The sequence below is a fragment of the Geomonas silvestris genome (genome assembly GCF_014193515.1).
Lineage (GTDB): Bacteria > Desulfobacterota > Desulfuromonadia > Geobacterales > Geobacteraceae > Geomonas > Geomonas silvestris.
This window is the reverse complement of sequence record NZ_BLXX01000002.1, coordinates 39,082-63,620: the sequence shown is the minus strand read 5'-3', so window position 1 is coordinate 63,620 and position 24,539 is coordinate 39,082. Positions and strand designations below refer to the sequence as shown.

The 24,539-nt window shown below is 64.5% G+C and carries 18 protein-coding genes and 1 tRNA gene; 14 read left to right on the top strand and 5 right to left on the bottom strand.

Annotated features, from left to right (window positions below; genetic code table 11):
• The first annotated feature begins 330 nt into the window (after nucleotides 1–330).
• Both msrB and msrA read left to right on the top strand, forming a co-directional pair.
• A complete protein-coding gene (msrB, locus tag GMST_RS03920) occupies nucleotides 331–879 on the top strand; it encodes a peptide-methionine (R)-S-oxide reductase MsrB (RefSeq protein ID WP_183353325.1) in 549 nt (182 codons plus the stop codon).
• Between the two features lie 52 nt (nucleotides 880–931).
• Complete coding sequence (msrA, locus tag GMST_RS03915) at nucleotides 932–1,561, top strand: peptide-methionine (S)-S-oxide reductase MsrA (RefSeq protein ID WP_183353324.1); 630 nt, start codon at nucleotides 932–934, stop codon at nucleotides 1,559–1,561.
• A 224-nt stretch (nucleotides 1,562–1,785) separates the two neighbouring features.
• On the opposite strand, the gene GMST_RS03910 is transcribed toward msrA, so the two are convergent.
• Nucleotides 1,786–2,166 carry a PilZ domain-containing protein gene (locus tag GMST_RS03910; protein WP_183353323.1) on the bottom strand — a complete coding sequence of 127 codons (381 nt, stop codon included), beginning with the start codon at nucleotides 2,164–2,166 and terminating at the stop codon, nucleotides 1,786–1,788.
• Nucleotides 2,167–2,413: 247 nt separating this feature from the next.
• Here GMST_RS03910 and polX point away from each other — a divergent pair, with 247 nt between their 5' ends.
• The 3 genes from polX to corA all read left to right on the top strand — a co-directional run bounded on the left by polX (nucleotide 2,414) and on the right by corA (nucleotide 5,816).
• Entirely contained in the window at nucleotides 2,414–4,141 is a 1,728-nt protein-coding gene (gene polX / locus GMST_RS03905; RefSeq protein ID WP_183353322.1) for a DNA polymerase/3'-5' exonuclease PolX, read from the top strand.
• A 93-nt stretch (nucleotides 4,142–4,234) separates the two neighbouring features.
• Nucleotides 4,235–4,711, top strand: coding sequence for an EVE domain-containing protein (locus GMST_RS03900; RefSeq protein ID WP_183353321.1), 477 nt, complete (start codon nucleotides 4,235–4,237; stop codon nucleotides 4,709–4,711).
• Nucleotides 4,712–4,748: 37 nt separating this feature from the next.
• A complete protein-coding gene (corA, locus tag GMST_RS03895; protein ID WP_183353320.1) occupies nucleotides 4,749–5,816 on the top strand; it encodes a magnesium/cobalt transporter CorA in 1,068 nt (355 codons plus the stop codon).
• Nucleotides 5,817–5,915: 99 nt separating this feature from the next.
• Here the strand turns inward: corA and GMST_RS03890 are convergent, their stop codons facing one another.
• Nucleotides 5,916–6,824: an AEC family transporter gene (locus tag GMST_RS03890; RefSeq protein WP_183353319.1), complete on the bottom strand. Its 909-nt coding sequence runs from the start codon at nucleotides 6,822–6,824 to the stop codon at nucleotides 5,916–5,918.
• A gap of 42 nt (nucleotides 6,825–6,866) precedes the next feature.
• Nucleotides 6,867–9,509, bottom strand: coding sequence for an aminopeptidase N (gene pepN / locus GMST_RS03885; RefSeq protein WP_183353318.1), 2,643 nt, complete (start codon nucleotides 9,507–9,509; stop codon nucleotides 6,867–6,869).
• Nucleotides 9,510–9,803: 294 nt separating this feature from the next.
• Between pepN and GMST_RS03880 the strand changes: the two genes are divergently transcribed.
• The 3 genes from GMST_RS03880 to GMST_RS03870 all read left to right on the top strand — a co-directional run bounded on the left by GMST_RS03880 (nucleotide 9,804) and on the right by GMST_RS03870 (nucleotide 13,081).
• Nucleotides 9,804–10,682, top strand: a complete 879-nt coding sequence (locus GMST_RS03880; protein ID WP_281379881.1) for a CopD family protein — start codon at nucleotides 9,804–9,806, stop codon at nucleotides 10,680–10,682.
• Between the two features lie 9 nt (nucleotides 10,683–10,691).
• Complete coding sequence (locus GMST_RS03875; RefSeq protein WP_183353316.1) at nucleotides 10,692–11,717, top strand: alpha/beta fold hydrolase; 1,026 nt, start codon at nucleotides 10,692–10,694, stop codon at nucleotides 11,715–11,717.
• A 62-nt stretch (nucleotides 11,718–11,779) separates the two neighbouring features.
• On the top strand, nucleotides 11,780–13,081 hold the full coding sequence (locus tag GMST_RS03870) for a nitrite/sulfite reductase (protein ID WP_183353315.1): 1,302 nt from the start codon (nucleotides 11,780–11,782) through the stop codon (nucleotides 13,079–13,081).
• Between the two features lie 150 nt (nucleotides 13,082–13,231).
• Here GMST_RS03870 and GMST_RS03865 read toward each other — a convergent pair whose 3' ends face one another.
• Complete coding sequence (locus tag GMST_RS03865; RefSeq protein WP_183353314.1) at nucleotides 13,232–14,131, bottom strand: YceI family protein; 900 nt, start codon at nucleotides 14,129–14,131, stop codon at nucleotides 13,232–13,234.
• A 247-nt stretch (nucleotides 14,132–14,378) separates the two neighbouring features.
• Between GMST_RS03865 and GMST_RS03860 the strand changes: the two genes are divergently transcribed.
• Together GMST_RS03860 and GMST_RS03855 are read left to right on the top strand one after the other, a co-directional pair.
• Nucleotides 14,379–14,813 (top strand): rhodanese-like domain-containing protein, encoded by a 435-nt coding sequence (locus GMST_RS03860; protein ID WP_183353313.1) that lies wholly within the window; start codon nucleotides 14,379–14,381, stop codon nucleotides 14,811–14,813.
• Between the two features lie 126 nt (nucleotides 14,814–14,939).
• A tRNA-Lys gene (locus GMST_RS03855) sits at nucleotides 14,940–15,015 on the top strand.
• 550 nt (nucleotides 15,016–15,565) lie between these two features.
• On the opposite strand, the gene GMST_RS03850 is transcribed toward GMST_RS03855, so the two are convergent.
• Nucleotides 15,566–19,012: a pyruvate carboxylase gene (locus GMST_RS03850; RefSeq protein WP_183353312.1), complete on the bottom strand. Its 3,447-nt coding sequence runs from the start codon at nucleotides 19,010–19,012 to the stop codon at nucleotides 15,566–15,568.
• A 260-nt stretch (nucleotides 19,013–19,272) separates the two neighbouring features.
• On the opposite strand from GMST_RS03850, the gene GMST_RS03845 reads away from it, so the two are divergent.
• The 4 genes from GMST_RS03845 to GMST_RS03830 all read left to right on the top strand — a co-directional run bounded on the left by GMST_RS03845 (nucleotide 19,273) and on the right by GMST_RS03830 (nucleotide 24,528).
• Nucleotides 19,273–19,947, top strand: coding sequence for a DUF554 domain-containing protein (locus tag GMST_RS03845; RefSeq protein ID WP_246399184.1), 675 nt, complete (start codon nucleotides 19,273–19,275; stop codon nucleotides 19,945–19,947).
• A 363-nt stretch (nucleotides 19,948–20,310) separates the two neighbouring features.
• Complete coding sequence (murI, locus tag GMST_RS03840; protein ID WP_183353310.1) at nucleotides 20,311–21,150, top strand: glutamate racemase; 840 nt, start codon at nucleotides 20,311–20,313, stop codon at nucleotides 21,148–21,150.
• Nucleotides 21,134–21,811: a GerMN domain-containing protein gene (locus GMST_RS03835; RefSeq protein WP_183353309.1), complete on the top strand. Its 678-nt coding sequence runs from the start codon at nucleotides 21,134–21,136 to the stop codon at nucleotides 21,809–21,811. Before murI ends, GMST_RS03835 begins: the two co-directional genes overlap by 17 nt.
• A 305-nt stretch (nucleotides 21,812–22,116) precedes the next feature.
• Complete coding sequence (locus GMST_RS03830; protein WP_183353308.1) at nucleotides 22,117–24,528, top strand: homocysteine S-methyltransferase family protein; 2,412 nt, start codon at nucleotides 22,117–22,119, stop codon at nucleotides 24,526–24,528.
• The last annotated feature ends 11 nt before the right edge of the window (nucleotides 24,529–24,539 follow it).

Below are 24,539 nucleotides of genomic sequence, written 5' to 3'. Positions count from 1 at the left end.
TTTGCTGCGCGGCTCGGCACGGTTAGCTGGTTGGCGATACTGACAAAGATTAAAGCATTATAACCATCCGCCGGGCGTGCACAAGCATCTACACGATATTTGCTCTGTCAGCAGGGAAGGTGCGACCGAATCGAGTCGGGTGCCGCCGTGGTTCAAGGTGTGCCGGTGAACGCGTTAGCCATCCCTCGATTGCTGAGAGCGAAACACTCAGTTGCAGGGCTCCCCGCGGTGCCTGACAGGGCCGTGAAGATTTTAGGCCGGTGTGATATTCTTGTACCTGCATGTGCTACCCGCTGCTGGAATCAGCCGGCAGAACAAAGGAGGCGGGTCATGAGATACGTGGGACTTTTAAGCGGGCTGCTGTTGCTGGGCATTACCGCGCTGGTTCTTGTTTCAGAAAACGGCGCCCTCATGACCAGCAGCGCCGACGCCGCGGCGCGGATCAGAGTCTACTCGGCAGAAAAAGGAAGCTACGTCATGAGTGACGAGGTGGTAAAAACGAAGGAAGAATGGAAGAAGATACTTTCCCCCGAGCAGTACCACGTGCTGCGTGAGAAGGGGACGGAGCGTCCTTTCAGCAACAAGTACGTGAACAACCACGAACACGGCGTCTACCGCTGCGCCGGGTGCGGCCTTGACCTGTACCGCTCCGAGGACAAGTTCGAATCCGGCACCGGCTGGCCCAGCTTTACCAGACCGATCGCCCCGGAGAACGTCAAGACCGAGACCGATCGCAGCTTCTTTTCGACCAGGACCGAGGTGCTCTGCCGGCGTTGCGGCGGTCACCTGGGCCACGTGTTCGACGACGGGCCCAAACCGACCGGGCTGCGCTACTGCATGAACTCGGCGGCGCTCAGCTTCGTGCCGACGGCGAAGTAGCGGCGCGGGAGGTTTAGAGACCCGGGGCAGGAGGACCTGCCGAGGGGGAAACATGAAAACGATCGCACTGCTGGGGGTCATCCTGGCGAGCCTGTGCACCGTCCAGCCGGCCGGCGCCGCTGCAGGTGGGAAGCAGGGGCCCGCTTCCCTCCTGCAGTTGGCAACCTTCGCCGGCGGGTGCTTCTGGTGCATGGAACACCCGTTCGACGAGCTCCCGGGGGTGGTTTCGGTGACCTCCGGCTACACGGGGGGGCAGAAGAAGAACCCGACCTACGAGGAGGTCTCGGCGGGAGGGACCGGGCACGCCGAATCGGTCCAGGTACTCTACGACCCGTCGCGGATCGGCTATAAGAAGCTCTTGGAGCGCTACTGGCACAACGTGGACCCCACCGTGAAGGACCGCCAGTTCTGCGACGTGGGGCACCAGTACCGGACCGCCATCTTCTACCACAACGAGGAGCAGCGGCGCCTGGCGCTCCAGTCCAAGGAGGCCCTGGAGCAGAGCCGGCGCCTGCCGGGAGCGATACAGACCGAGATCGTGCCGGCAAGCACCTTCTATCCGGCCGAGGAGTACCACCAGCACTACTACAAGAAAAACCCGCTGCGCTACCGTTACTACCGTACCAGCTGCGGGCGGGATCACCGGCTGAAAGAGCTCTGGGGGGAGCAGGCCGGGCACTAGGTTTAGGGGAGTTATCAACAGAAAAGGTCGTGTCACCGCCGAGCAGGCGGGACACGACCCTTTTTTATTGCGGCTGACGGTTTTAGGACGGCCCCTTCCTGCGGGATCCACATCTCGTCGACAGCTCTTGCACAGTTTTTACCGCCGGTTATCCACAGGGAAAAGCGGACAGCACAGGGAAAGGGGACAAGCACCTGCGGAGCCAGTCCCCGACCGGTCCCCGGTCAGGAGGCGCGCAGGTAGTTGGCGATCTGCCACTTGAGGATGTCGAGTTCCGAGGCGAGCTTCTCGGGCTCGGTGCTGAAGCGCTGCACCAGGTCCACCAGCTGGTGCTGGCCGGCCTCGTCCAGGGGGACGAAGCGCATGCCGATCATGGCGTTGTTGCTGTGGATCACCTCGATGTTGAGCCTGAGCGGCGCGGTCTCCTTGAGGTAGACGGTCAAGAGGCAGATGGCGCCCACCGGGACACTGACGGGTTCGGTGAAGCTCACCACCGCGCCGTTAAGAGAGATGTTGTCAAGCTGGCCATGATAGAGGGTGCTCTGGTAGCTAAGAGAGCAGGTCTCTGTCATGCGCACCCGGTGGAACTTCCGTTGTTCGTTCATGACTCGCCTTGACCGACCTTCCTTGATAGTACAACCGGGGAGACGGCTGCCAGTAGACCTCATCGGGCTAAGCTGTCGGGAACTTTAGTGAAGAAGAGACGAGTTCCCCTTATACCTTCTTTTGCCTCCGGAACACAGCATTTTCTGGGTCTGGTGACTGTGCGACAGGTTGGGAAGGTACCGGAACCCCGGTGAAAATTGCTATACTGGGGTGAGACCGGAGGCCACGGAGCGGCGGGAGGCGACCATGAAGAACAGGGAGATTGCCAGGATTTTCGGCGAGATGGCAGACATCATGGAGATAAAGGAAGAGAACCCCTTCAAGATAAGGGCCTACCGCAGGGCCGCCTTGAACCTGGAAGGGCTGAGCCGGGACCTGGCCGAGTTCTCCCACAAGGAGCTGCGCGAGATCCCGGGGATCGGGGCGGACCTCGCGGCGCGCATCGAGGAGTACCTGGCGACGGGTAACATGGAGCTCTACGAGCAGATGAAGCAGCTGGTGCCGGCCGGGGTCTTCGCGCTCATGGCGGTGCCGGGGCTGGGCCCCAAGACCGCCAAGGCGATCTACCAGCAACTGGGGGTGGCGAGCCTGGAGGAGCTGGAACTCGCGGCTGTCGAGCACCGGCTGGCAGGGATCCGCGGCATCCAGGAGAAGACCGAGGAGAACATCCTCAAGGGAATAGCCGCGGTGAAGCGGGGGCGCGAGCGGCAGCCTTTGGGGCGCATGCTGCCGGCGGCCTGGGACCTGGTGGCGGCGCTCAAGGAGCGGGCCCCCGTGGGCCGCATCGAGGTCGCCGGGAGCATCAGGCGCCGCAGGGAGAGCATCAAGGACATCGACCTGGTGGCGACCTCCCCCGACCCGAAAAGCGTCATGGCGGCCTTCGTGAGCCTGCCGCAGGTGGAGGCGGTGACCATGCACGGGGTGACCCGTTCCAGCATCGTCATCAGGCCCGGGGTGCAGGTGGACCTGCGCGTGGTGGAGCCGGACTCCTTCGGCGCGGCGCTCGCCTATCTCACCGGAAGCAAGGACCACAACGTGCGCCTGAGGGAGATGGCGGTGAAGCGCGGCCTGAAGCTGAACGAGTACGGGATCTTCCGGGTCGAGGACGACGAGCGGCTGGGCGGGGGCGAGGAAGAGGAGGTGTACCGGCTCTTGGAGCTCCCCTACATCGTGCCCGAGCTGCGCGAGGACCGCGGCGAGATCGAGGCGGCACTCGCGGGGAACTTGCCTACGCTCGTGCAGCTTGGCGATCTGCGCGGAGATTTGCACGTGCACTCCAAGTGGAGCGACGGCGGCCATCAGCTCGCCGACCTGGTCGATGCCGCGAGGGCGCACGGCCTAAGCTACCTGGCCCTCACCGATCACTCCAAGTCGCTCGGTGTCGCCCGTGGGCTCAGCCTCGAGCGGCTCATGGAGCAAGGGGAGGAGATCGCGGCGCTGAACCGCGAGCTCACCGACTTCCGGGTGCTGCGCAGCACCGAGATGGACATCGCCCTCGACGGGAGCCTCGATTTCCCCGACGAGGTCCTGAAGCGGCTCGACATCGTGGTGGCGGCGATCCACTCCGGCTTCACCCAGACCCGCGAACAGCTCACCGCGCGGCTCATTGCGGCCATGCAGAACCCTTTCGTCTCGATTATCGCCCACCCCACCGGCCGGGTCATCGGGGAGCGCGAGGCGTATCCGCTCGACCTCGAGGCGGTGCTGCGGGCGGCCGCCGACACCGGGACTGCGCTCGAGATCAACTGCTACCCGATGCGTCTGGACCTGAACGACCTGGCGGTGAAACGGGGGAAGGAGCTGGGGGTGAAGCTCGCCATCAGCACCGATCTGCACAGCGTGAGCCAGTTCGACAGCTTCCCCTACGGCATCTCGGTGGCCCAGCGCGGCTGGCTCGAGAAGGGGGACGTGCTGAATACCATGGAGTTGCCGGAACTGCTCAGCTGGGTGAAGGACAAGCGGAAGAGGAAATGAGCGCCCTCGCTAGCCGCAGGAAAACGGTTCAACTTTTTCCCTAAAGCTGCTATGAACTGCTGCAGGAAGTGCAGCCCTTTCCAAGGAGGTCTCATGTCCGCACCGCGCTACTGGCTCTTCAAATCCGAACCATCCAGCTTTTCCCTCAGTGACCTGAAAAACCGCCCCGATGCCACCGAGCACTGGGACGGGGTGCGCAACTTCCAGGCGCGCAACTTCCTGCGCGACGAGATCAAGGTGGGCGACCTGGTCTTCTTCTACCACAGCAACATCCCGGAGCCCGCCATCGTCGGGATCGCCCAAGTGGTGCGGGAAGGGTACCCGGACTTCGTCGCCTGGGACCCGCAGAGTAACTACTTCGATCCGCGCTCCACGCCGGAAAAGCCGGTCTGGTTCATGGTGGATGTCCGTTTCGTGAGCGAGCTCCCGCGCCCAGTGACCTTGAACGAGCTGAAGGAGATCCCGGAACTGGCCCAGCTGCCGCTTTTAAACCGCAGCCGGCTCTCCATCCAGCCGGTGAGCGCGGAGGCCTGGGACCTGATCCTGAGGCTCGCCGGGGTGCAGGGGTGACCCCGCGGCAAGAGAACCGCCGCACGGGAGGGGACGCATGTCGCGCCTGGTGAAGAAACGCTCCAAAAAGATCGGTCTGGCGCCGGGAACCCTGGTGCACCTCGGCACCCCCCGACCGGGGAGCACTGCGGTGGAGCTCATCGAGTACGGTGCCGACCACCTCGAACAGCGCAAGCTCGACTCGCTGCTCCAGTGCTCCCTTCCCAAACCCGCCCCGAGCGTCACCTGGATCAACGTGGAGGGGGTCTCGCAGGTCGAGGTGCTGCAGCATTTCGGGGAGTGCTTCAAGATCCATCCGCTGGTCCTGGAGGACATCCTGGCCACCGACCAGCGCCCCAAGGCGGAGGACTACGGGGAGTACCTGTACGTGGTCTTGAAGATGCTGCGCCTCAACGAGGCGAGCGGGCAGCTGCAGGCCGAGCAGATGAGCATCGTCCTGGGGGAAAACTTCCTGATCTCCTTCCAGGAGGGGCTCGAGGGGGACGTCTTCGAGCCGGTGAGGCTGCGCCTGAAAAACGACAAGGGGAGGCTGCGCCAAACCGGCCCGGACTACCTGCTGCACGCCCTTTTGGACCTCATCGTGGACAACTACTTCCTGATCCTGGAGAAGATCGCCGAGCGCATGGAGACCCTCGAGGACGAACTGATCGCCAACCCCGACGAGGGGACGGTCCAGGCGATCTACCAGATGAAGCGCGAGATGCTCTTTCTGCACAAGGCGGTCTGGCCGCTCAGGGAGGTGGTGGGGCGCCTGCAGCGCCGCGAGTCACCGCTCATCCTGGAAGAGAACATCATCTACCTGAGGGACCTCTACGACCACACGGTCCAGGTGGTCGACACCATGGAGACCCTGCGCGACATGCTCTCGGGGATGCTCGACATCTACCTGACCAGCGTCAGTAACCGGCTCAATCAGGTGATGAAGGTCCTCACCATCATCGCCACCATCTTCATGCCGCTCTCCTTCATCGTCGGTCTCTACGGGATGAACTTCAAGCACATGCCCGAACTGGAGTGGCGCTACGGCTACCCGGCGGTGCTGATCTTCATGGCGGTCGTGGTGGCGGGGATGCTTTACTACTTCAGGAAAAAGCGCTGGTTTTGACGGGACGTCGCGCCGGTCGGGGATGCACAGGGGAACCGGCCTCCCTCACCCCGCCCCTCTCCCTAGGGGCGAGGGAGAGGGGCGGGGGGGCTAAGCCGCTCAGCGGGTGAGGTGGATGAGGGTGTAGACCAGCGGGACGGTGCCGAAGGCGAGCAGGATGCCGGCTCCCACCAGGGCGACCGAAAGTTCGGCGTCCATGCCGGCAACGACGGCCAGCGCCGCGGCGGTAACCATGGGGGGCATCCCCGCCTCCAGCACCGAGACCTCGAAGGCCGGCCCGGCGGCACCCAGGATGCGGCCCAGCGCGAGGGCGGTAAGGGGGGCGATGAGGAGCTTGATGGCGAGCCCGGCGCAGAGCGGGGCGAAGACCTTGGGGCGCAGCCTGAAGCGGAGCTGGAAGCCGATCGCCGTCATCACCAGGGGGACCAGCGAGAGCGAGACGTTGTGCAGCCCCCGGGAGAGCGCCGGCGGGTAGGGCCAGCAGCGTACGGCAAAGCCGAGCACCAGGGCGATGGCGGGCGGGAACAGCACCAGGCGGCGCACGATCCCCCCGACGTCGAGCTTCCCCTCCTTGCCGAAAAGGGTGAGGATCACCGAGCCGTAGCTCGTGAAGATGAGCATGGTCCCCAGTTCGTCGTAGATGATGAGATGCGGCAATCCCGCCGGCCCGAAGAAGGCCTGCACCATCGGGATCCCGAGAAATGCCGTGTTCCCCATCGGGACGGCGAGCAGCAGCACCCCCACCATTTCGCGCGGCCAGCCCCAGATGCGCGCCGCCAGGAGCACGAGCCCCGCCGAGAATGCCAGCATCCCCCACGGCACCAGAAGCGGCACCAAGGCCGCAGGGCTCAGGACGATCTCCGGCACCTTGAGCAGGATGAGCGCCGGCATCGACACGTAGATGGCAAACATGTTCAGGACCTGCGGGGTGTCCTTGGGAAACGCCTCCAGGCGCTGGAACAGCATCCCCAGCAGGACAAACACGCCGATCAGTACGAAATTCTCCATGCTCCTTCTTTCCCGCCGCTAGCTCACGCCTAAGGCCACCGTTTAAAGACTCTTTGCCGCCAGCTCGTACACGTCGCGCGCCAGTCCCGGCTCCGCGAGGATGCGCGTAAGCTCCTGTTTCATGAGCTCCTGCCGGACCGGGTCGAAGCGCCGCCAGCGGCTGAAGGGGGTGAGCAGGCGCGCCGCGATCTGCGGGTTGATGCTGTTCAACCTGAGGATCTGGTCGGCGAGGAAGCGGTAGCCCGCCCCGCTTTTCTCGTGGAAGCGGACCTGGTTCGACTGGCTGAAGGCCCCGATCAGCGAGCGGGCCCGGTTCGGGTTGCGCAGGTCGAAATCGGGATGCTCGAGGAGCGCGAGCACCTCGGAAAGCGTGCCGGGGAGCCGGGAGGTCGCCTGCAGGGTGAACCACTTGTCGATCACCCCGCGGTCCCCATGCCAGCACTGGTAGAAGGCAGCGAGCGCCTGGTCGCGCTCCGGGCAGTCGCAGTTGGTAAGCGGCGAGAGCGCGCCCAGGCTGTCGGTCATGTTGTCGGCGCCTTCGAACTGCTGCATCCCCAGTTCGATCGCCTCCTTTTTCCCGGTTGCCATCAGGTAGGCGAGGCAGAGGTTCTTGAGCTTCCGGCACCCGGAGAGTCCGTCGTCGGGGTGGTAGGGCTCCCGCGGCGCGCACTTCGCGCGGGCGGCCAGGAAGAGGTCCCAATGCCGCTCGCCCAGGGTTACGCGCACGAACTCGCGGGCCTGGTGGATCGCCTCGGGATCGATCACCTCCAGCTGCTCGGCCAGGTAGCTCTCCGCCGGAAGGGTGAGCGCCTCGGCAAGAAACGCGCTGTCCTGGTCCAGGTCGGCCAAAAGCTTCCCGAAGGCGGCGACAAACGGTTCGCTCACGGCAAGCGGGCGCCCCGTCTGGATGTCGGCTACCAGCCCGCAGATGAGCTTCACCGCCTGGATCTGCCCGGCCTCCCAGCGCTGGAAGGGGTCGATGTCCTGCGCCATGAGGAGCATCAGGTCCTCGTCCGCGTAGGGGTACTGCACCTTGACCGGGGCCGAGAAGTTGCGCAACAGCGAGGGGACCGGCCGGGAGGGGACCTCGAGGAAGCGGAAGCTCTGGGTAGCCTCGGTCACCTCCAGCACGCGGCTGGTGCCGACGGGGGCCGCCTCGCCGTCAAGGCGCAGCGGGATCTCGCGGCCGTCGCGCTCCAAAAGGCCCAGGGCCAAGGGGAGGTGGAAGGGGAGTTTCTCGGGCTGGCCGGGTGTGGCGGGGCAGCTCTGGCTGACGGTCAGGGTGTAGCTTCGGGCCGCCTCGTCGTAGCTGTCGGAGACGGTCAGAACCGGGGTGCCGGCCTGGTCGTACCAGCGCATGAACTGGGTGAGGTCGCGCCCGCCGGCGTCGGCCATCGCCTGGACGAACTCGTCGACCCGGACCGCCTGCCCGTCGTGGCGCTCGAAGTAGAGGTCCATCCCGCGGCGGAACCCCTCCTTCCCCAAAAGGGTGCGCAGCATGCGGATCACCTCGCCCCCCTTGTGGTAGACGGTCATGCTGTAGAAGTTGTTGATCTCCACGTAACTCTCCGGGCGCACCGGGTGGGCGAGCGGACCGGCATCCTCGGCGAACTGCGAGCTCCTCAGAAGCTTCACGTCCTCGATCCGCTTCACCGGGCGCGACTGCATGTCGGCGGAGAACTCCTGGTCACGGTAGATGGTGAGCCCCTCCTTGAGGGAGAGCTGGAACCAGTCGCGGCAGGTGATCCGGTTGCCGGTCCAGTTGTGGAAGTACTCGTGGCCGATCACCTCCTCGATAGCCTGGTAGTCGAGGTCGGTGGCGCTTTCCGGGCTCGCCAGCACGTAGCGCGAGTTGAAGATGTTGAGCCCCTTGTTCTCCATGGCCCCCATGTTGAAGTCGTCCACGGCGACGACCATGTAGGTGTCCAGGTCGTACTCGCGGCCGAACTCCTCCTCGTCCCACTGCATGGCGCGCTTCAGGGAGATGAGGGCGTGGTCGCACTTGTCCCGGTTCTTCTCCTCGACGTAGATCTCCAGGTTCACGGTGCGGCCGGAGCAGGTGGTGAAGGTCCCGGCCTTGTGCACCAGGTCCCCCGCCACCAGCGCGAAGAGGTAGCTCGGCTTCTTGAAGGGGTCGTGCCAGGTGGCGAAGTGCCGCCCGTCGGGGAGCTCCCCGTGCGCGGTGCGGTTGCCGTTGGCCAAAAGGACCGGGCAGCTCGCCTTATCCGCCTTGAGCGTCACGGTGTAGACCGCCATCACGTCGGGGCGGTCCAGGAAGTAGGTGATGCGCCGGAACCCTTCGGCCTCGCACTGGGTGCAGAGCATGGGGCCCGAGGCGTAGAGGCCGGAGAGGGCGCTGTTGGCCGCCGGGTTGATCTCGGTACCGATCTCCAGGGTGCAGCGCTCGGGGAGGTCGGGGATAACGAGCTGCTTCTCGCCGAGCCGGTAGTGCTCCGGGGGGAGTTCCACCCCGTCCAGCTTGAGGCTCGTGAGTTTCAGGTCGTCGCCGTCCAGGACAAGCGGGTGCTGCCCCGCGCAGGTGTCGTGGTTCAGGTGCAGGGTCAGGCGCGAGACCACCCGGGTGCACTCGGGCGCCAGGTCGAAGTCCAGCTCTACGGTGTCGATCAGGTAATCGGGGACGCTGTAATCTTTCTGGTGAATGGTCCGGTGCTGGATATCGTGCATGGCAGGGTCCTCGTCAGGTATCTGGTGTGGAGAAGCGCATCGGCGCAGCAGGTCGCTGCAATCTGGGAAGGCAGCCGATGCGACAAAAAAGACATTGTACCGGGTATGCATACTGTTTTCAATGGTGTAGGCTGCAGGGCTACAGAATCTGGCACTACCTGGAGACAGTGAACCTCCCGTTCTTTGCTCAATGGCGGCCGCTCCATCCAGACCGCGACACGTTTGACTTTCGGATCCGTAAACGGTATATCTTCCCCCATGAAAACTCTATGGACTTGTGCTTTATTCCTTCTTGTGCTGTACTGCCACCCCCTGGCCGCTCACGCCACCGAAGCCTACGCCAAACAGACCGGCAAGGCCTGCGCCGCCTGCCACCTCGACCCGGGTGGCGGTGGCGAACTGACCGCTGCCGGCAAAGAGTTTGCCGCGACGCTCAGCGCCAAGGCCGCACCGGACCAGGCGTCGCCGGTTACCAAGGGCATCCGCTTCGTCGCGGGGTACCTGCACCTTTTGACCGCCATCCTCTGGTTCGGCACCATCCTCTACGTGCACCTGGTCTTAAAGCCGGCCTACGCGGCGGGCGGACTGCCGCGCGGCGAGGTGCGCGTCGGCGTACTGTCGATGGCGGTCATGGCGCTGACCGGCGCGGTGCTCACCTGGTTCCGGGTCGATTCCCTGGACACCCTCCTGCACACCCGCTTCGGGATCCTGCTTCTGGTGAAGGTCTCCCTCTACCTGGTCATGGTGCTCACCGCGGCCTACGTGGTGGCGGTGATCGGCCCCAAGCTGAAGGCGAAGAAACGCAGCGGTGATGCGGATCTCCCCGCGGGGGGAGAGCTCAGCGCCGAGCAGTTGGCGAGCTACGACGGCAAGGAAGGGCGCCCCGCCTACTTCGCCTACCACGGGAAGATCTACGACGCCACCGCGAGCCGGCTCTGGAAGCAGGGGGCGCACATGGGGCGGCACAACGCGGGGATGGATCTGACCCAGGCCCTGGACCTGGCGCCGCACGGAGAGGACAAGGTGCTGGGGCTCCCCGAGGTCGGGACCCTGGTCGCCGAGGGGGAGCGCAAGGCCCCGCTGCACGAGCGGGTGTTCTTCTTCATGGCCTACATGAACCTGACTATCGTCTTTTTGATCGTCCTCGTGCTGGCGCTTTGGCGCTGGTGGTAAGGAGACTGTATGAACTCTTTGAAAGCTAACCTCGTGTTCCCCGTGTTTCTGGCCGCGGCGCTGGCCGTAGCCGGTGCGGCACTTCCGGCGCCTGCCGCGGCGGAGGAGCTCCAGCCGCTTTCCATCACCCTCGAAGGGTACGACTACCCTTACCCGGTACAGTTCCTGCCGATCAGCATCGAGGGGCAGGACTTGAGGATGGCGTTCATGGACGTGAAGCCCGCAGCCGGCAAGGACGACGGCAAGACGGTGCTGCTTCTGCACGGCAAGAACTTCTTCGGGGCCTACTGGAAGGACACCATAGCGGCGCTTTCGGCCCGGGGCTACCGGGTGGTGGTGCCGGACCAGATCGGCTTCGGCAAGTCCTCCAAGCCCGACATCCACTACAGCTTCCACCTCCTGGCGGCCAACACGAAGAAGGTGCTGGACCAGCTCGGGGTGCACGAGGTGACGGTCGTGGGGCACTCGATGGGCGGCATGCTGGCTACCCGGTTCGCCCTCATGTACCCGCAGACCGCGACCAGGCTGGTGCTGGAGGACCCGATCGGGCTCGAGGACTACCGCGCCCTGGTTCCCTACCAGACCCTGGAGGCCGCCTACCAGGCTGAGCTGAGCGCGACCGAGCAGGGGATCCGCAACTACAACAAGAACTACTTCGTGAAGTGGCAGCCCGAGTACGAGCAGTACTTCGCCATGCCGGCGCTGCGCCAGCGCCTGAGCGGCGAGTACCCGCGCCTGGCGCTCTCGGCGGCGCTCACCTACCAGATGATCTACGAACAGCCGGTCTGCCACGAGTTCAACCAGGTGAAGGCCCGGACGCTGTTGGTGATCGGCCAGTCGGACCGGACCGTGGTAGGGAAGGCCCGGCTCCCCAAGGAGCTGCTTTCCAAGGCCGGCCAGTACCCCGAACTCGGCCGCAGGACCGCCGCCCAGATACCCGGTGCGAAGCTCGTCGAGCTCCCCAACGTGGGGCACATCCCGCACCTGGAGGCGAAGGAGCGCTTCATCGCGGAGCTCCTCGACTTCCTGAAATAACCCACGCAGCAACGCCCCCTGCATAACAAAAAAACGGCGGCATACAGGAGATAGCAAACCAGATGACCATCGACATCCAGAAACTGCGCCTCGAGGGGATCTACCCTCAGCGCCAAAAGGAATTCCACATGCAGCGGGTGAAGCTTGCCGCCGGCATCATCAGCTCGGACCAGGCGCTCAAGGTGGCGCAGATCTCCGAGCGTTACGCGCGCGGCCTGGTGCACCTCACCACCCGCGGCAGCATCGAGCTGCACTGGCTTACCCTGGAGGACCTGGCGCCGGTGGCGGCGCAGCTTGCCTCGGTCGGCCTGGTGAACCGCGGTGCCTGCGGCGGCGCCGTGCGCGGCGTGGTCTGCGGCTCCCTTTCCAACGTAGCGGCGCCCGAGCTCGAGGCACTGGCGCGGCGCATCCATCGCCACTTCACGGGGAACCCCCGCTTCGAAAACCTCCCCAAGAAGTTCAAGGTCGGGATCGAGGCGGACACCGCCAGCGGCCGGCACCTGATCCAGGACGTGGGGCTGGTCATCGCCGGATCAGAGGAGGGGAAAAACCGCTTCGACGTTTACTGCGCCGGCGGCCTGGGGCGCGAGCCGCAGCCGGGGTTCCTCCTGGCCGAAGGCGTGGCCGAGGAGAGCCTCTTGCCGCTCATCGAGACCATCGCGCGGCTCTACCGGGAGAACACCCCGCCGCCCAAACGCCTTAAGTACTTTGTGCGCCAGATCGGCGAGCAGGCCTTCAGGGAGATGGTCTTCGCTCAGCCGGGCGTGTTTGACGAGCTCCCCATCGCCCCGACGCTCTCCGCGCGCCTCGTCCCGGTGCCCCAGGAGGAGGCGCGGCTGGTGGCGCGCGTATTTGCCGGAGAGCTGAGCTGCCATACCCTGGCCACCCTGGCCGGCATCGCGCGCGACTACTGCGGCGGCCAGCTCATGGTAACCGGCGACCAGAACATCGAGATGCACCTCGTCTCGGCGGAGCAGCGCACCCTGGCCCTGCAGCTTTTGGGCGAGGCCGGTTTTGCCGCCGAATCCCCGCGCGAGCGGGTGACCTTCCGGGTCTGCCCGGGGAACCACGAGTGCATCATGGGGCTCGCGCCGACCCGCGAGATCTCCGGCGAGCTCCTCGACGCCATGGGGCCGGCGGCGCAGGGGATGACCTGGGCCATCTCCGGCTGCCCCAACTGCTGCGCCCAACCGCAGCTCTCGAAGGCCGGCGTGGTGGCGAACCGCCTGGTGAAAGAGGAGGGGAGCGAGGAGCGTACCCCGCGCTACGACCTCTACCAGGCCGACAGCGGCCCCTTCGCGGAAGCCGTCAAGCAGGGGCTCACCCGAGAGGAGCTGGTCGAGGCGGTGCGCCAGCTGGGGTAAGAGCGTTCGTCCGCAGTAAAAACCTGAGATACGAACAAAAGGGCAACCAGCTAATGGTTGCCCTTTTGTTTTGCCTCGACGCCGATCATTGCTTTACCCGCGCCGATCCGCAAGATCCGCGTCATCCGCCTTCTATTGAAGGCGCCTTTGCTACACCGCCAGCAGGAAGAAATCCAGCGTCACCATATCGTTCACCAGGTGCATGCCGAGTTTTTCGAAGAGCCTTCCCGAGCCGTAGCGGACGTTCCACTGGGTGCGGTCGATCTCCAGGGTCGCCTGGGCCTTGATCCCGTCGGCGTCGGGGGCGATCAGTGCGGGAAGCTGCACCGGGTGGGTGACCCCCTTGATGGTGAGATCCGCCTCGATGAGGTAGTTGGCCCGGCCCGGGGTGGCGCCGGGGATCGGGCTCCAGCTCTTCAGCAGCGCCTCGGCCTGGGGGTATTTCTCCACCTCGAAGAAGTCCTCGGAGAGCAGGTGGTTGATCAGCATGTCGCGGTAGTCGGCCTGCTGCAGGTCGGAGTTGGTGAGGCTCTTCATGTCGAGGGCGATCCGGCCGGTGAGTTGCCCTTGGGCGATGGTGATCTCGCCGCTCGAGATGGCGAGCGTGCCGGTGTGCCTGCCGTTCAGGTTGCGCCCGGTCCAGACTACCTGGCTTTTCTCCGGGTCGATCCGGTAGCTGCCCTCCTGGATCCCCGGATCTCCCTGCAGCGCGGCCCCCGCGGGTTCCAGCGGCCGACCTGCTGCGAGCCAGGCCTCGAGGCCGCCGCTCAATTCACAGACGTTGCGGTAGCCGCCCGCCGTCAACTTTTGCACGGCACACTCGGAGGCCTGCGAGCGGCTGCTGGTGTCGTAGACGATGATAGGGGTATCCGGATTCGGGATGAGCCGCCGCACGGTCTCCATGAAGACCACTTCGTAGACGCAGACGTTCAGGGCGCCGGGGATATGGTGAGCCTGGTAGTGCTCGGGGAGCATCACGTCGAGCAGGACAGTACCGGTGGACGTCTCCAGTGTGCGTATCAACCCCGCCGGGTCGATGGTGCAGGTCATGTGAGACACCTCCTGTGTTAATTAATTTGCCAGCAGCTCACATTGTACCGCATCGCCGGGGAGGTAACCTTCTCTTTCGTCGGGCGGCCGGACAATTTGCGCGTTCGCTGCGTCAACTGCTCCTTCCTCAGGGGGATTCACTCGTATCGGGCTCGACGATCAAATGGCCTGAAAAAGCCGCTGCGTCCTATTGGATTATCGCGGTCCGAGCTGGAGTTCGGCACGCCAAACCACAAGGAGTTTCACCATGAAGAAGTCGTTACTGTTTACCCTGCTGGGCTCCCTGCTCCTGGGGGGCATCGCCTGCGCCTCCGGTTACACCTACACCGGAACCAAGGAGTTCAAGGCGTCTCTGGAAAAGGCCAAACCGATGATCATCGTCGACATCCAGGTCCCGGCAGAATTCGCCAAGCGCCACTTCAAGAACGCGCTGGAGACCGACGCCTTCCCCGCCAAAAGCGATGCCGAGCGCGCCAAGCTGGACAAGGTGCTCCCGGTCATTGCCGCCAGCCAGCACGAGGTAGTCATCGTCTGCCCGCGCGGCGGTGGCGGCGCCAAGAACGCCTGGGACTACCTGAAGAGCAAGGGGGTCGCCGAAAAGCGGATGCGCATCCTTGAGGGGGGCATGCAGGGGTGGCCGCACCAGGAACTGACGGTCTCCGGTGCTGCCGCGCAGAAGTAGAGATATCCGGCTGCATTGGCGTTTGCGATTGACTGTATCGTAAATGTCAAAATAAGTCTTGCGAGGGAGCCTGAGTTGCGGTATGTTCAGGTCAGCCGGCAGTCCGGCTGCTGAGATTTCCGTTCTGGGCCGCTAGCTCAGTTGGCAGAGCAGGTGACTCTTAATCATCAGGTCCGCGGTTCGATCCCGCGGCGGCCCACCAGATCCAGGGGCGGCGATTTTTCGCCGCCCCTTTTGTGTTCCTTCTAAGGCCTTTCTTGCGTCCTCGGTTTCCTGCCGTGCTTCCTCCGCCTGCGCCCCAATCCCCACGCCGTGTCCTCTCCGGATCCCGCTGCAGCACCCAGTGTAGGACCCTGCGCGCTTTGCCGAAATCTTGTAGTCCATCCTTACCGCCGGCGCGAAAAAGCGTCACCTAGCTGCTACTGCGGCGTCAATTATCTGTCGGGTCGCTCCTGGTTCGCCTTAAAGTGGACAACTTTCAGCAGGTTAGCCAGCCTTGCGCGTAGATGATTGCCAGTGAATGCTCCGCTATCCACCGCACCTGTGGAAAACTATGTGGACAAACGGAGCACCCGACGTCTCATTTTGACGACTTTTGCTGATTTCCAGCAAAATGCCCAAGAAACAGGCAATCCTCCGGTTCCAGGATCTTCTGCGTCACCTGCTTGACGTAGGAGGATGCTGACAAGAATAGGAGGGCCGAAGCCCTCCTTTTGTATGTGTCATAACCCCGTCTGTGGTGGTGAAACTGTCTAGGCCAATACGACGATCAGCTCCTCTTTTTCCACGTTGCCACCTTCCTTGCAGCGCACCTCGGCGATGATGCCGTCCTCCTTGGCCTTCACGTTGGTCTCCATCTTCATCGCCTCGGTGACCACCAGGATGTCGCCGGCCTTGATCGCGTCGCCGGGCTTCACGTTCACCTTGAGCACCTTCCCCGGCATCGGGGCGCCGATCTGTTTCGGGTTGTGCTTGTCGGCCTTCTCGTGGGAGGCCTCCTCGCTCTGCACCGAATTGTCGCGCACCATCACGCTGCGGGCGTTGCCGTTCAGCTCGAAGTAGATCTGCCGGGTGCCGTCGGCCTGCGTCTTCCCTACCGCGTTCAGCTTGACGATCAGCGTCTTGCCCGGCTGGATCTCGATCGAGGTCTCCTGTCCCGGCTCGAGGCCGTAGAAGAAGATCGGGGTCGGGATCACCGAGGTGTCCGAGTACTCCTGGCGCTGCCGGTCGAACTCCACGTAGACGTTGGGGTACATGAGGAAGGACATCAGGTCCTTGTCGTTCACCGGGTGCCCGACCTTGGCAGCCGCCTTCTCGCGCTCGGCCTCGAAGTCGATCGGCTCGAGGAGGTCGCCCGGGCGGCAGGTGATCGGCTCCTGTCCCTTCAGGATGATCTTCTGCAGCTCCTTGGGGAAACCCAGGTAGGGCTGGCCGATCATCCCCTTGAAGAAGCCGACCACCGACTCGGGGAAGGCGTGGTCCGCCCCGTCGGCGTAGATGTCCTCAGGCTGCAGGTTGTTCTTCACCAGGAACATCGCCATGTCGCCGACGATCTTGGAGGAGGGGGTCACCTTCACCAGGTCGCCGAACATGTGGTTCACCTTGTGGTACATCTCCTTGCACTCTTCCCAGCGGTCGATGAGACCCAGGCCCGCCACCTGCGGCTTGTAGTTCGAGTACTGCCCGCCGGGGATCTCGTGGTGGTAGACCTCGGCGGTGGAGCTTTTCAGTTCGCTCTCAAACGGCACGTAGTAGTCGCGCACCGTCTCCCAGTAGTTGGCGAGCTGCTGCAGGCCGCGCTCGTTCACCTGCGGGTCGCGCTCGGTCCCCTTCATGGCCGCCACCAGGGCGTTCAGGTTGGGCTGCGAGGTGAGCCCCGAGATCGAGGAGAGCGCCGCGTCCACGATGTCTACCCCGGCCTGGGCCGCCATCAAGAGCAGCGCGCCGCCGTTTCCGGAGGTGTCGTGGGTGTGCAGGTGGATCGGGATGCCGATCTCTTCTTTCAGCGCCTTCACCAGCTGGTAGCCGGCGTAGGGCTTCAAGAGCCCCGCCATGTCCTTGATGGCGAGGATGTGGGCGCCCATCTTCTCCAGCTCTTTCGCCATGTTCACGTAGTAGGAGAGCGGGTACTTGGTGCGGGTCGGGTCCGAGATGTCGCCGGTGTAGCAGATGGCTGCCTCGCAGACCTTGCCGCTCTTTCTCACCGCCTCCATAGCGACCGCCATCCCCGGCGTCCAGTTGAGCGAGTCGAAGACCCGGAAGACGTCGATCCCCGCCTCGGCCGCCTCCTCGATGAAGCGCTGCACCACGTTGTCCGGGTAGTTGGTGTAGCCGACCGCGTTCGCGCCGCGCAGAAGCATCTGGAACATCACGTTGGGGATCGCCTCGGAGAGCGCGTGCAGCCGATGCCAGGGGCACTCCCTCAAAAAGCGCATGGTGACGTCGAAGGTGGCGCCGCCCCAGTTCTCCAGGGAGAAGAGGTTGCCTCCCAGGCGCGCAGTGGCGGGTGCGATCTGCAGGAGGTCGTGGGTGCGCACCCGGGTGGCCAAAAGCGACTGGTGCGCGTCGCGCATGGTGGTGTCGGTGATGAGGAGCCCTTTCTGCTCCAGGACCCAGGCCGAGAGCCCCTCGGCGCCGCGCTCGCGCAGGATGTCGCGGGTCCCCTTGGGGGGCGCGGCCAAGAGGTCCACCTCGGGGACGACCGGTTCGATCATCTCGGCGGAGCGCTGCGGCGCAGCCACACCCGGAGAGCCGTTTACGATGACGTCGCCCAAAAAGCGCAGCACCTTGTTGGCGCGGTCCTGCTTCTCCTTGAGGTGCAGCAGTTCGGGGTGCTGGTCAATGAACGAGGTGTTGCACTCGCCGGCCAGGAACACCGGGTGGGTGATCACGTTCTCCAAAAAGCCGATGTTGGTCTTCACGCCGCGCACCCGGAACTCCTGCAGGCAGCGGTCCATGACCCGGGAGGCCGCCTGGAAGGTGAGTCCCCAGGCGGAGACCTTGACCAGGAGTGAGTCGTAGTGCGGGGTGATCTGGGCGCCGGTGAAGGCGTTCCCGGCGTCGAGGCGCACGCCGCAACCGGCCGAGGAGCGGTAGGTGGTGAGCGTCCCGAAGTCCGGGGCGAAATTGTTGGCCGGGTCCTCGGTGGTGATGCGGCACTGGATGGCGTAGCCGCGCATCTCGATGGAACCCTGGTTCGGGATGTTGATCTCCGGGTGGGAGAGTCTCTTCCCCTCGGCGATCAGGATCTGGGCCTGCACCAGGTTGCGGCCGGTGATCATCTCGGTCACCGTGTGCTCGACCTGGATGCGCGGGTTCATCTCGATGAAGTAGTAGCGCCCCTCCTCGTCCAAGAGGAACTCGACGGTGCCGGCGTTACGGTAGGCGACCTGCTTGGCGATCTTGAGCGCATCGGCGCACAGGGCGCGGCGGGTGTCGCCGTGCAGGGCCAAAGACGGCGCGAACTCGACCACCTTCTGGTGGCGGCGCTGGATGGAGCAGTCGCGCTCGTAGAAATGCACCAGGTTTCCGAAGGAGTCCCCCAGCACCTGGACCTCGATGTGTTTGGGGTTTTTCAGGTAGCGCTCGAGGAAGACCGACGCGTCGCCGAAGGCGGCCTTGGCCTCGCTGGAGGCGGATTGCAGCCCCTCGAGGAGTTCCTTCTTGTCGTGCGCAACGCGCATGCCGCGCCCGCCCCCTCCCGCGGCCGCCTTGATGATGATCGGATAGCCGTAGTTCTTGGCGAAGATGAGGGCGTCTTCCTCGTGCTGGATCGGCTCTTCGGTCCCCGGCACGGTCGGGACGCCGGCGGCCTTGGCCACCTTGCGCGCGGCCACCTTGTCGCCCAGGGCGCGCTGCATTTCGGCGGTGGGCCCGATGAAGGCGATGCCGTTTGCCTCGCACTTCTCGGCGAACTCGGCGTTCTCGGCCAAGAACCCGTATCCCGGGTGGATGGCGTCCACCTCGCGCTTCTTGGCGAGCGCGATGATCTCGTCGATCCCCAGGTAGGCGTCGATCGGCTTCTTCCCTTTGCCGACCTGGTAGGCCTCGTCAGCTTTGTAGCGGTGGAGCGAGAGTTTGTCCTCCTCCGAATAGATTGCTACGGTGCTGATGCCCAGTTCGGTGCAGGCCCGGAAGATGCGGATGGCGATCTCCCCGCGGTTGGCAGCCATGACCTTCTTGAATTTCCGTGCTTCCATTGACTCTCCTTTTGCTGTTCTGGTTGAATAGAGTAGAACAAAGTATGGCCAAATAAAACAGCTGGTAAGACCAATTCTTACTGTTTATTAAATACTTAGGCATTTTTACGGGAGAGCCGCCATAGAAGCATTTTCGCATATAATTGTCAACATGGAATGCTGTTATACGACGTTAAAATCCCCCTACCCGTAGCGGTGCCGGCGAGGGTCGGTTTTTCCTTGCCTTTCCCCGGTCAACTCACTATCTTTGCTGGATGATTATGCTGGGAACGACGGTAAATGCGTCGGCAATCGTGCTGGGAAGTTGCCTGGGCCTCAAGGCCGGGCATCTTTTGTCTGAGCGGGTGCGCGGCACCATCATGGCGGGCTTGGGCCTTGCGGTGCTGTTGATCGGGGCGCAGCTTGCGCTCAAAAGCCAGGAGCCGATGATCGTGATCGGCAGCCTGATCGGCGGCGGTCTTCTGGGCGAGCTGGTCGGCATCGAGGCGCGCCTTGAGGACTTCGGGTCGCTTTTGCAGCGCCGTTTCAAGGGGAGCGGCAAGATCGCCGAGGGGTTCGTGACGGCGAGCCTGCTCTACTGCGTGGGTGCCATGGCGATCATGGGAGCCCTGCAGGACGGGCTGGGGCAGCGCCCCGAGATCCTCTACGCCAAGGCGGCCCTGGACGGCGTCGCCTCCGTGGCGCTCGCCTCTACCCTGGGGGCGGGGGTGCTCTTCTCGGCGGGGCCGCTTCTGCTCTACCAGGGGAGCATCACCCTGGGCGCCACGGCGGCGCAGCAGCTTCTGACCCCGGCGGTGGTGCGCGAGATGAACGCGGTGGGGGGGCTCCTGATCGTGGCTATCGGGCTCGACCTCTTGGGGCTGAAGCGCTTGCCGGTCGGGAACCTGCTCCCCGCAGTGTTCCTGGCTGTGCCGCTCGTCCAGCTCTTCTGTTAAACAAAGGCGAAAAGCTCACCACAGAGGACACTGAGGGAAAACCGAGGAACACAGGGAAAGGCAAAAACGGGTTTAAAGACTTAAAGATTTAAGGGTTTAGCCTGTGCGATTCTCTCGCTGTTCCCAAAGCATGAACCACAGAGCATGAACCACAGAGCGCACAGAGGAACACAGAGGAAGGCAAAAACAGGACGTCGAGACCCAAAGACTTTAGGGTTTACCCGGTGTACCTCTCGCAGTTCCCCCTGTGTTACTCTGTGGTCGGCTTTTAAGGGTTTAAAGGTTGAAAGTTAAAGGTTAAGGGTTTTCCTCTGAGTGCCTCTGTGCCCTCCGTGGTTAAAGCTTGCGTGTTTGGAGAGTTTTGTGGCGTGGAAAGCAATAGGCATATTTGATTCGGGTGTGGGCGGCCTTACGGTCCTCAAGGAAGTGGTCCGCTCGCTCCCCCAGGAAGACACCATCTACTTCGGAGATACCGCGCGCGTCCCCTACGGCACCAAGTCCCCCGAGACCGTGATCCGCTACTCGCGCCAGATCGCCAATTACCTCTTGAGCCGGGACATCAAGCTCCTGGTGGTGGCCTGCAACACCGCCTCGGCGGTCGCGCTCTCCCAGCTGCAGAGGGAGCTCCCCATCCCCGTGGTCGGCGTCATCGAGCCGGGGGCCCGCGCCGCCTGCCAGGTCACCCGCAGCGGCAAGGTCGGGGTTATCGGTACCGCCGGGACCATCGGCTCCAGCGCCTACACCAAGGCGATCAAGCGCATCAACCCGGATATCGAGGTGGTCACCAAGGCCTGCCCGCTCTTCGTGCCGCTCGCCGAGGAAGGGTGGGTGGACAACGAGGTGGCGAGGCTCGCCGCGCGCATCTACCTCGAGGAGCTGAAGGACCAGAACGTGGACACCCTGGTGCTCGGCTGCACCCACTACCCGATCCTCAAGGATGTGATCGCCGAGGTGATGGGGCCCGACGTGGCCCTGGTCGATTCGGCGGAACAGACCGCCATCACCGTGGCCCGGATCCTCTCGGAATCGCACCTGCTGCGTCCCGACGGGGAGCAGGGGAACCACCACTACTACGTATCCGACATCCCCGCCGGCTTCATCCGGGTCGGCAACCGGTTCCTGGGCGGGCGGCTGGGCGATGTCTACCAGGTGAACCTGGAGCAGGAACTGCAAGACGGAGGGGTCGGTGAGGAAGAAGCCTAGCAGGGCAAAGGGAATACTGGTACTGGCCTTCGTGGTCTTCGCCTTCGTGGTGGGCGCGCTGGTAGTGAAGAAGTACCAGACTGCGCACCGCAAGGCGGAGCAGCCCCAGCAGAGTGAGCCCGCGCCGGCTGCCACCCGCGTGGTCAACCTGTTCTTCGCCTCCTCCGATGGCGACCGCCTGGCGCGCGAGGGGCGCGAGGTCGAGATAGAGGACGAGACCGAGGCCGACATAGAGGGCGTGGTGGACGAACTGGTGCGCGGCCCGTTGGGCGAACTCGGCCCGACCCTGCCGTCCAACACCCGGATCCTGGGGGTGCAGCTCAAGGGGGACCTGGCGCTCATCGACTTCGGGCCCGAGCTGCAGCAAGGGCTTCCCGAGGGGAGTTCCGCCGAGCTGGTCGCCGCCTATTCCATCGTCGATACCGTGACCGCGAACTTCCCGCAGGTGAAGAAGGTGCAGATCCTGGTGAACGGGGTAGCGCCGGAGACCCTGAAGGGGCACCTCGACCTGAGATCCCCGCTCGCCCCGGACCTCTCGCTGGAGCAGCCGGCAGCGGAGGGCGCGCCGGTAGGCGTGGAGCCGCAGGGCGAGAAGGCCAACAAGGGCGGAATGCCCGGGAAAGCAGCAAAGGGCGAGAAGGCTGCAAAGCCGGGTAAATAGTGCCGGGAACCCGACCTCACCCCCGCCCTTGACGGGAGGGGCAGGGGGGTGGGTGAGGCTGTCACGCAGGGGCATGGCCAGTTATTTCGGCTTCCCCCTCACCCTGGCCCTCGGGGAGGGAGAGTCGGCGGAAAGCCGTATGAGGTCTAAACCTAAGGGGACAGGCACCTGGCGGAACCAGTCCCCCGGCACAAGCAGGAACCACGAACCACCCGGCGCCGTAATCGACGCCATTTTCTTTTCCTGAACACCGAACTTTCAACCTAGAACCTAGAACGTAGAACTTGCTTTTGGAGGGGGTAACGATGAAGAAGCCGTTTATGCAGGCGATCGAAGAGCGGGTACTGATCCTGGACGGCGCCATGGGGACCATGCTGCAGGAGCGCGGCCTGAAGCCCGGGCAGTCGCCGGAAGAGCTGAACCTCACCGCCCCCGAAATCGTCGCCGGGGTGCACCAGGCCTACCTGGACGCCGGCGCGAACATCATCGTCACCAACACCTTCGGCGGTACCGCCGAAAAGCTCTCCCACTACGGGCTTGCCGACCGGCTGGTGGAGATCAACCAGAAGGCGGTGGAGATCGCCAAGCAGGTGGCCGGCGACAAGGCCTACGTGGCCGGCTCCATGGGCCCCACGGGGCGCTTCGTCGAACCGGTGGGGGATCTCTCCTTCGACGAGATGCGCGAGATGTTCAAGGCCCAGGCGGCCGCCCTCATCGACGCCGGCTGCGACCTGCTCACCCTGGAGACCTTCCTGGACATCAAGGAGATCCGCGCCGCGGTGATCGCCATCCGCGAGATCTCCCAGGAGATCCCGGTCATCGCCATGCTCACCTTCGAGGAGAAGGGGAGAAGCGTGCTGGGCACCCCGCCGGAATCGGCAGCCATCACCCTCGAAGCGGTGGGCGCGAGCATCGTCGGCTCCAACTGCGGCCTGGGGGTGGACGGCATCTACGAGATCCTCTCCGCCATGCGCCGCGTGACCCGTCTGCCGCTCATCTGCCAGGCGAACGCGGGGCTCCCGGTCCTGAAAGACGGCAAGACCGTCTTCCCCGGCACCCCCGACGAGATGGCCGCCTACCACGACCGGCTCATCGAACTCGGCGTGCGCATCATCGGCGGCTGCTGCGGCACGACGCCGGCGCACATCTCCGTCATGCAAACGGCGCTTGCCGGGAAGCAGAAGCCCTTCAGCCGCGCCCCCGAGACCGGCGTCACCTGGCTCTCCAGCCGCGGCTCCTTCGCAGCCATCGGCGCCGGCCAGAAAACGGCGCTCATCGGGGAACGGATCAACCCGACCGGCAAGAAGCTCTACTCCCAGGAGTTGAGGGAGGGGAAGGTGAGCTACATCCGCCGCGAGGCGATGGAGCAGACCGAGTTGGGGGCGACGCTTCTCGACGTGAACGTCGGCACCCCCGGCATCGACGAGCCGGCGGCCATGGAGCGCGCGGTCTTCTGCGTGCAGGGGGCGGTGCAGACCCCGCTGGTGCTCGATTCCTCCTCGCCGGCCGCGCTCGAGGCGGGCCTTAAGGCGGCCGACGGCAAGGTCCTCATCAACTCGGTGAACGGCGAAGAGAAGAGCCTCGCCGCGGTGCTGCCGCTCGCCAAGAAGTACGGCGCGGCGCTTGTCTGCCTCACCCTCGACGAGGCCGGGATCCCGGCGCAGGCCGCCGGTCGCGTCGCCATCGCCGAGAAGGTCGCCCGGGCCGCCGCAAAAGCGGGGATCTCCCGCGACCAGCTGGTGGTCGACTGCCTCACCCTCACCGTGAGCGCGGAGCCCAAGGGTGCCCTGGTGGCGCTCGAGGCGATCCGCAAGGTGACCTGCGAGCTCAAGCTCAACACCGTGCTCGGCGTCAGCAACATCTCCTTCGGCCTCCCCTCGCGGCCGCTCATCTCCTCCACCTTCTTCGCCATGGCAATGGAAGCGGGGCTTTCCGCCGCCATCGTCAACGTGAAGGAGGCCCCGATGCTCGCCGCCTGGCGCTCGGCCATGGTGCTTTTGGGGCGCGACCCCAACGCCGCCGGCTACATCGAGGCCTACAAGAATGTGGTCGCCGAGGCCGCCCCGACCGCACCTGCTGCCGAGCCGGAAGGGATCCGCGGGCGCCTGGCCAAGGCGGTCATCGACGGCGACCTGGAGAACGTGGTCGGCCTGGTGGAGATCGCGCTCGCCGAAGGGCTCACCCCCATGGAGGTGAGCTCCGAGGCGCTTTTGAAGGGGCTCGAGGAGGTAGGAAGGCGCTTTGACAAGGGGGCGTTTTTCCTGCCGCAGGTGATGCTCTCCGCCGACACCATGAAGGCCGCCTTCACCCGCCTGAAGCAGGAACTCTCCGGCGGCGGGCTCGCCTCCCTCGGGTGCATCCTCATGGCGACCGTCGAGGGGGATATCCACGACATCGGCAAGAACATCGTGGTGACGCTTCTGGAGAACCACGGCTTCGAGGTGATCGACCTGGGTAAGAACGTCCCGGCGGACCGGATCCTCTACGAGGCGCAGGCCCACAAGGTCGACGCCGTCGGGCTCTCGGCCCTCATGACCACCACCATGGCCCAGATGGAAGAGGTGGTCGCGCTTTTGAAGCGCGAAGGGGTGAAGACCTTCACCATGGTGGGGGGCGCCGTGGTCACCCAGCAGTACGCCGACGAGATCGGCGCCGACCTCTACGCCAAGGACGCCATGGAGGCTGTGGAACGCATCAAGAAACTGCTGGCAAAATAAGCGGTTTTACC

Excerpts from the sequence above, each read along its gene's own strand:
- msrB (WP_183353325.1), top strand. The coding sequence starts at position 331 with ATGAGATACGTGGGACTTTTAAGCGGGCTGCTGTTGCTGGGCATTACC.
- msrA (WP_183353324.1), top strand. The coding sequence starts at position 932 with ATGAAAACGATCGCACTGCTGGGGGTCATCCTGGCGAGCCTGTGCACC.
- GMST_RS03910 (WP_183353323.1), bottom strand. The coding sequence starts at position 2,166 with ATGAACGAACAACGGAAGTTCCACCGGGTGCGCATGACAGAGACCTGC.
- polX (WP_183353322.1), top strand. The coding sequence starts at position 2,414 with ATGAAGAACAGGGAGATTGCCAGGATTTTCGGCGAGATGGCAGACATC.
- GMST_RS03900 (WP_183353321.1), top strand. The coding sequence starts at position 4,235 with ATGTCCGCACCGCGCTACTGGCTCTTCAAATCCGAACCATCCAGCTTT.
- corA (WP_183353320.1), top strand. The coding sequence starts at position 4,749 with ATGTCGCGCCTGGTGAAGAAACGCTCCAAAAAGATCGGTCTGGCGCCG.
- GMST_RS03890 (WP_183353319.1), bottom strand. The coding sequence starts at position 6,824 with ATGGAGAATTTCGTACTGATCGGCGTGTTTGTCCTGCTGGGGATGCTG.
- pepN (WP_183353318.1), bottom strand. The coding sequence starts at position 9,509 with ATGCACGATATCCAGCACCGGACCATTCACCAGAAAGATTACAGCGTC.
- GMST_RS03875 (WP_183353316.1), top strand. The coding sequence starts at position 10,692 with ATGAACTCTTTGAAAGCTAACCTCGTGTTCCCCGTGTTTCTGGCCGCG.
- GMST_RS03870 (WP_183353315.1), top strand. The coding sequence starts at position 11,780 with ATGACCATCGACATCCAGAAACTGCGCCTCGAGGGGATCTACCCTCAG.
- GMST_RS03865 (WP_183353314.1), bottom strand. The coding sequence starts at position 14,131 with ATGACCTGCACCATCGACCCGGCGGGGTTGATACGCACACTGGAGACG.
- GMST_RS03860 (WP_183353313.1), top strand. The coding sequence starts at position 14,379 with ATGAAGAAGTCGTTACTGTTTACCCTGCTGGGCTCCCTGCTCCTGGGG.
- GMST_RS03850 (WP_183353312.1), bottom strand. The coding sequence starts at position 19,012 with ATGGAAGCACGGAAATTCAAGAAGGTCATGGCTGCCAACCGCGGGGAG.
- GMST_RS03845 (WP_246399184.1), top strand. The coding sequence starts at position 19,273 with ATGCTGGGAACGACGGTAAATGCGTCGGCAATCGTGCTGGGAAGTTGC.
- GMST_RS03830 (WP_183353308.1), top strand. The coding sequence starts at position 22,117 with ATGAAGAAGCCGTTTATGCAGGCGATCGAAGAGCGGGTACTGATCCTG.